Source organism: Pyxidicoccus fallax (assembly GCF_012933655.1).
Lineage (GTDB): Bacteria > Myxococcota > Myxococcia > Myxococcales > Myxococcaceae > Myxococcus > Myxococcus fallax.
Window position 1 is genome coordinate 1 of the sequence record NZ_JABBJJ010000574.1, and the last position, 4461, is coordinate 4461.

The 4461-nt window shown below is 73.5% G+C and carries 5 protein-coding genes and 1 pseudogene; all 6 read right to left on the reverse strand.

The genetic code is table 11. From position 1 onward, the window contains the following. The coding region (locus HG543_RS51825) for an anti-sigma factor family protein (RefSeq protein WP_211194766.1) at positions 1-890 on the reverse strand (890 nt) is incomplete at its 3' end. Further along, on the reverse strand, positions 887-1576 hold the full coding sequence (locus HG543_RS51830; protein WP_169352394.1) for an RNA polymerase sigma factor: 690 nt from the start codon (positions 1574-1576) through the stop codon (positions 887-889). The genes HG543_RS51830 and HG543_RS51825, both read right to left, overlap by 4 nt. Positions 1577-1599: 23 nt before the next feature. Then, complete coding sequence (locus tag HG543_RS51835; RefSeq protein WP_169352395.1) at positions 1600-2007, reverse strand: DUF2085 domain-containing protein; 408 nt, start codon at positions 2005-2007, stop codon at positions 1600-1602. Then, complete coding sequence (locus HG543_RS51840; protein WP_169352396.1) at positions 1976-3028, reverse strand: ABC transporter ATP-binding protein; 1053 nt, start codon at positions 3026-3028, stop codon at positions 1976-1978. The genes HG543_RS51835 and HG543_RS51840 overlap by 32 nt, the downstream gene beginning before the upstream one ends. Continuing rightward, positions 3025-4050: an oligopeptide/dipeptide ABC transporter ATP-binding protein gene (locus tag HG543_RS51845; protein ID WP_169352397.1), complete on the reverse strand. Its 1026-nt coding sequence runs from the start codon at positions 4048-4050 to the stop codon at positions 3025-3027. The genes HG543_RS51840 and HG543_RS51845 overlap by 4 nt, the downstream gene beginning before the upstream one ends. Beyond that, positions 4047-4461 (reverse strand): annotated as a pseudogene (locus HG543_RS51850) (GspE/PulE/PilB domain-containing protein); the annotation flags it as partial. The gene HG543_RS51845 and the pseudogene HG543_RS51850, both read right to left, overlap by 4 nt.

Consider the following 4461-nt stretch of genomic DNA (forward strand, 5'->3'; position numbering starts at 1 on the left):
TAGACAGCCATGGGCGGGGGCGGGGCCACCTGGGTCGGAGCGCCCTCCTCCTCGGGCGCGGTGAGGCCGTCCTCGGTCTCGTCGAGGGACTCGGGAGCGGCCTCGGCCGCCGGGGCCATGCCGCCCAGCTTCAGGGAGTCGCCCATGAACTTCGACGGCTTGGACTCGGGCTCCACCGGTACCCCCATGGCGAGGGCCTCCTCGTCCCGGTCGGCCTTCTCGCGAGGGGCGGACTGCGCGGCGCCGTACGGCTTCGACACGGCGCCCCGCGAGCGCTCCAGGCCGCCCTTGGAGAGCTCGCGCTTCGCCTTGTCGGACCGGACGAGGCTGCCGTCGAAGCCACCACCGCCCGACTGTTCCCAGTCAGGGGCCCTCTGCGGGGCCGCCTGGGCAAGGGGAGCCTCCTTCAGCGCGAAGGCGTCGTCCTTCGGGGCGGACTCGGCGCTCAAGACCGGAGCGGGCGCGGGCGCGGCGGCGGGAGCCTCCTTGAGCCGGGCCTCCGCCTGGACCTTCTGGCCCAGGTTGGGCTTCAGCAGGCCGGGCTCCCTCGCCTGGAGCGTGAAGATGCCGAAGGTGCTCACCGAGGCCAGGCCCACGACGGGCAGCAGCCAGCGGCGCCAGCGCGACGGCTTCGGGGTGGGGCCGGCGGCGTTGCGGCGCGCGGCCTGCTGCGCGTACGCCAGCAGCGACTCCAGCCCGGCGTCCGGCGCGGGCTCCGTGGAGAGCTGGGACATGGTGGCGCGCACGCCGCGGATGTCGCGCAGGGCCTGGGTGCAGCGGGCGCAGCCCTGCAGGTGCGCCTCCACGACCCGGGCCTCGGGGACGGGCAGCTCGCCATAGGCGAAGTCGAGGAGCCGGTCCTCGTGCGCATGGAGGTTCTGCGGATTCATCCCGTCACCGTCCTTCCGTCCTCGGCCAGGTCGCCGTCCACGCCCATCTCCGCCAGGCGTCGCCGCAACCCGTCGAGCGCGTAGCGCATGCGGCTCTTCACCGTGTTCTCGGACACGCCCGTCACCTCGGCGATGTCCTTGAAGGGAATGCCGTTGTACTCACGCAGGATGAACACCTCGCGCTGCTCCTCCGGAAGGCCCGCCAGGGCACGCTCCAACAGGGGCCTCAGGCGGGCGTTGTGAGCGCCGCGCTCGGGGCTGGCCCCGGGGTCCGGCAGCCCTTCACCCAGTGGACGCCCCTCCTCCCCGGCCTCCCCCGAGGCGGGGGCTTCCAGGGATGACGCCTGGCGGTAGCTCTCTTTGCGCGCGCTGTCCACGCAGAGGTTCCTCGCGATTGTGTAGAGCCAGGTCGTGAACTTCGCCTTGGGCGTGTATTCGCCGGCGCTCCGTACCACCTTCAGCCACGTCTCTTGCAGCACGTCCTCCGCCCGTGCCCGGTGCCCGACGAATCGGAGGACGAAGTTGAACACCGGCGTCCGGTGCTTGCGCACCAACGCCTCGAACGCGCGCGCGTCCCCCGCCTGGAAGGCGAGCATCAGCCGCTCGTCTGAGGTTTCCGGACCCAACTCTCCCCCGTCTCTCCTGGAGCACCCGACACCCGACCCCTCCTCAACCCGTGCCCTCATAACGGGCGACGGGCCGCGAAGGTCTACTCCGGGCGTGGTCTCCGGTAAGTGGCGAGAATGACAGGGACCGCCACGGCTGTCACGAGCGCCGCCTGGGCCAGGAGCACCGTGGGAAGGGGCCGCTGGACGTGGACATGGAGCGAGCGGGCGAGCGCCAGCCCCAGCAGCACCCCGGTGAGCGTGCGCACCGCGTTGGAGCCGGAGGCGGGGCGAAAGCGCCCCACGGCCCAGTCCACCAGCGCCGGAAGTGTGAGGAGGAGCACCGCCGGCACGTCCCACCGCCAGTGGAGCGGCGCGCGCAGGGCGAAGAGGCCCACCAGGCCCGCCAGCAGCACCGGGTACGTGCCCAGACAGCGCGCGCACACCCGCACCCCGCCGAGGACGTAGGTTCGGTTGTACTCATCCGGGTGATGATGGCTGAGCCAGAACACCGGCCTCACCTCCGGAGGTGGGGGTGGGCGCGACCTCCCGGGCGTCGCCCTCCGCGAGAAAGCAAGCGGCCGAGTGCCCCGCGCCGAGCGGATACAGCGGCGGCGTCTCGCGCCGGCAGCGCTCCATGGCGTGGGGGCAGCGCGGGTGGAAGGCGCACCCGGTGGGCGGATTGAGCGGCGACGGCGGCTCGCCCGGCACCAGCATGCGGGTGCGCGCGCGGCCCGGGTCCGGCACCGGCACCGCGGATAGGAGCGCCTGCGTGTACGGGTGGCGCGGGCGCCGGTAGAGGTCGGCGGCGGGCGCCAGCTCGACGATGCGCCCCAGGTACATGACGGCCACCCGGGTGGAGACGTACTCGACGATTTTCAGGTCGTGCGCGATGAAGACGTAGGTGAGCCCGCGCTCGCGCTGCAGGTCCACCAGCAGGTTCACGATCTGCGCCTGGATGGACACGTCGAGCGCGCTGATGGGCTCGTCCGCCACCACCAGGTCCGGCCGCAACGCGATGGCCCTTGCAATGCCGATGCGCTGACGCTGCCCGCCGGAGAACTCGTGGGGGTAGCGGTCCAGGGCCTCGCGGGGCAGGCCCATGGCGTCCACGAGGGCGGCCACCTCGCGCTCCCGCTCTCCCCTGCCCCGCGCCAGTCCGTGGATGGCGAAGGGCTCGCCGAGGATGTCGCGCACCGTCATGCGCGGGTTGAGCGAGGCGTACGGGTCCTGGAAGACGAGCTGCATGCGCCGGCGCAGCGGCCGCAGCTGGCGCTGGGACTGGCCCGTCAGCTCCTGCCCGTCGAAGCGGATGGAGCCGGCGGTGGGCTCCACCAGCCGCAGCAGCGCGCGGCCCAGGGTGCTCTTGCCGCAGCCGCTCTCGCCCACGAGGCCGAGCGTCTCCCCACGCACGACGTCCAGGCCCACGCCGTCCACGGCCTTCACCGCGCCGCGCGCGCGGCCCCAGAAGCCTCCGCGCACGGGGAAGTGGACCTTGAGGTCGCGGACCTGGAGCAGCGGCTCGGACGTCATGGCGCGGGCACCGGGTTGTGGCAGGCGGCGGACTGCCCGCCGCGCTTGGGCTCCAGGGGCGGCACCACGCGCGCGCACACCTCCAGCGCGCGGTCGCACCGGTCGCGGAAGGCGCAGCCGGAGGGCAGCTTCCGCAGCGACGGCACCATGCCGGGAATGGCCTGCAGCCTCCGCCGTGAGCCGGCGCTCCCCTCCCCCACCGCCAGCTGCAGCGAGGGAATGGAGCGCAAGAGGCCCGCGGTGTACGGGTGCGCCGGCCGGGAGAACAGCTCGCGCACCGGGGCGCGCTCCACCACGCGGCCCGCGTACATCACCACCACGGCGTCGCAGCTCTCGGCCACCACGCCCAGGTCGTGCGTAATCAGCATCACCGCCATGCGGCGCTCGGCCTGCAGGCGCTTGAGCAGGTCCAGAATCTGGGCCTGGATGGTGACGTCCAGCGCGGTGGTGGGCTCGTCGGCGATGAGCAGCGCCGGGTCGCACGCCAGCGCCATGGCAATCATCACCCGCTGCCGCATGCCGCCGGAGAGCTGGTGCGGGTACGCGTCCACGCGCTCGCCAGGGGCGGGGATGCCCACCTGCCGCAGCATCTCCACCGCGCGCTCGCGCGCCTGCGAGCGCGACGCGCCCAGGTGCAGCCGCACGCCCTCGCCAATCTGCTCCCCCACGGTGAAGACGGGGTTGAGCGACGTCATCGGCTCCTGGAAGACCATGGCCGCGTGGCGGCCGCGCACCCGGCGCAGCTCGGCCTCGGAGAGCCGGAGCAAATCCCTCCCCTGGAAGAGCACCTCGCCACCCACCACGCGCACCGGGGGCTGGGGGGCCAGCCGCAGCACGGACAGGGCGGTGAGGCTCTTGCCGCAGCCGCTCTCCCCCACCACGCCCAGCGTGCCGCCGGGAGGCACGGAGAAGGACACGCCGTCCACGGCGCGCACCGGCCCCTCCTCGAGGGACAGCTCGGCGGTGAGCCCCCGCACGTCCAGCAGGGGCGCCTCCGCGGCGGGCTGCGCGACGGCCGTCACTTCTTGGCCAGCTCCTCCAGGAACTCCACTTCCTGGATGAGGCCCTTGCGGATGAGCAGGCGGATGAGGCTGGCCACCATGCGCGCCGGCTTCACCTTCTCCGTGTCCAGCGAGGCCTCCTCGCCGCGGGAGATGCGCTCGATGTCGTCCAGCACGGCCAGGTCCTCGTCGGAGAACTGCGGCGTGGGCGTGAGCGCCACCGACGGCTTCGAGCCCTGCGCGGCCCCGCCGAACATCACCACCGGCACCCGGGGCTTGCCCGGCGCCCCGTCCGCATCCGGCGCGGGAGGCGGCGGAGGCCTGGCCGGAGCCGCGGGCTCCACGCCGAGCAGGTCATCCGGCACGGGCGGGGGCGGCGGCCGCGTCTTCGGGGCGGCGGGCTGCACCCCCAACAGGTCATCGAGCATGTCC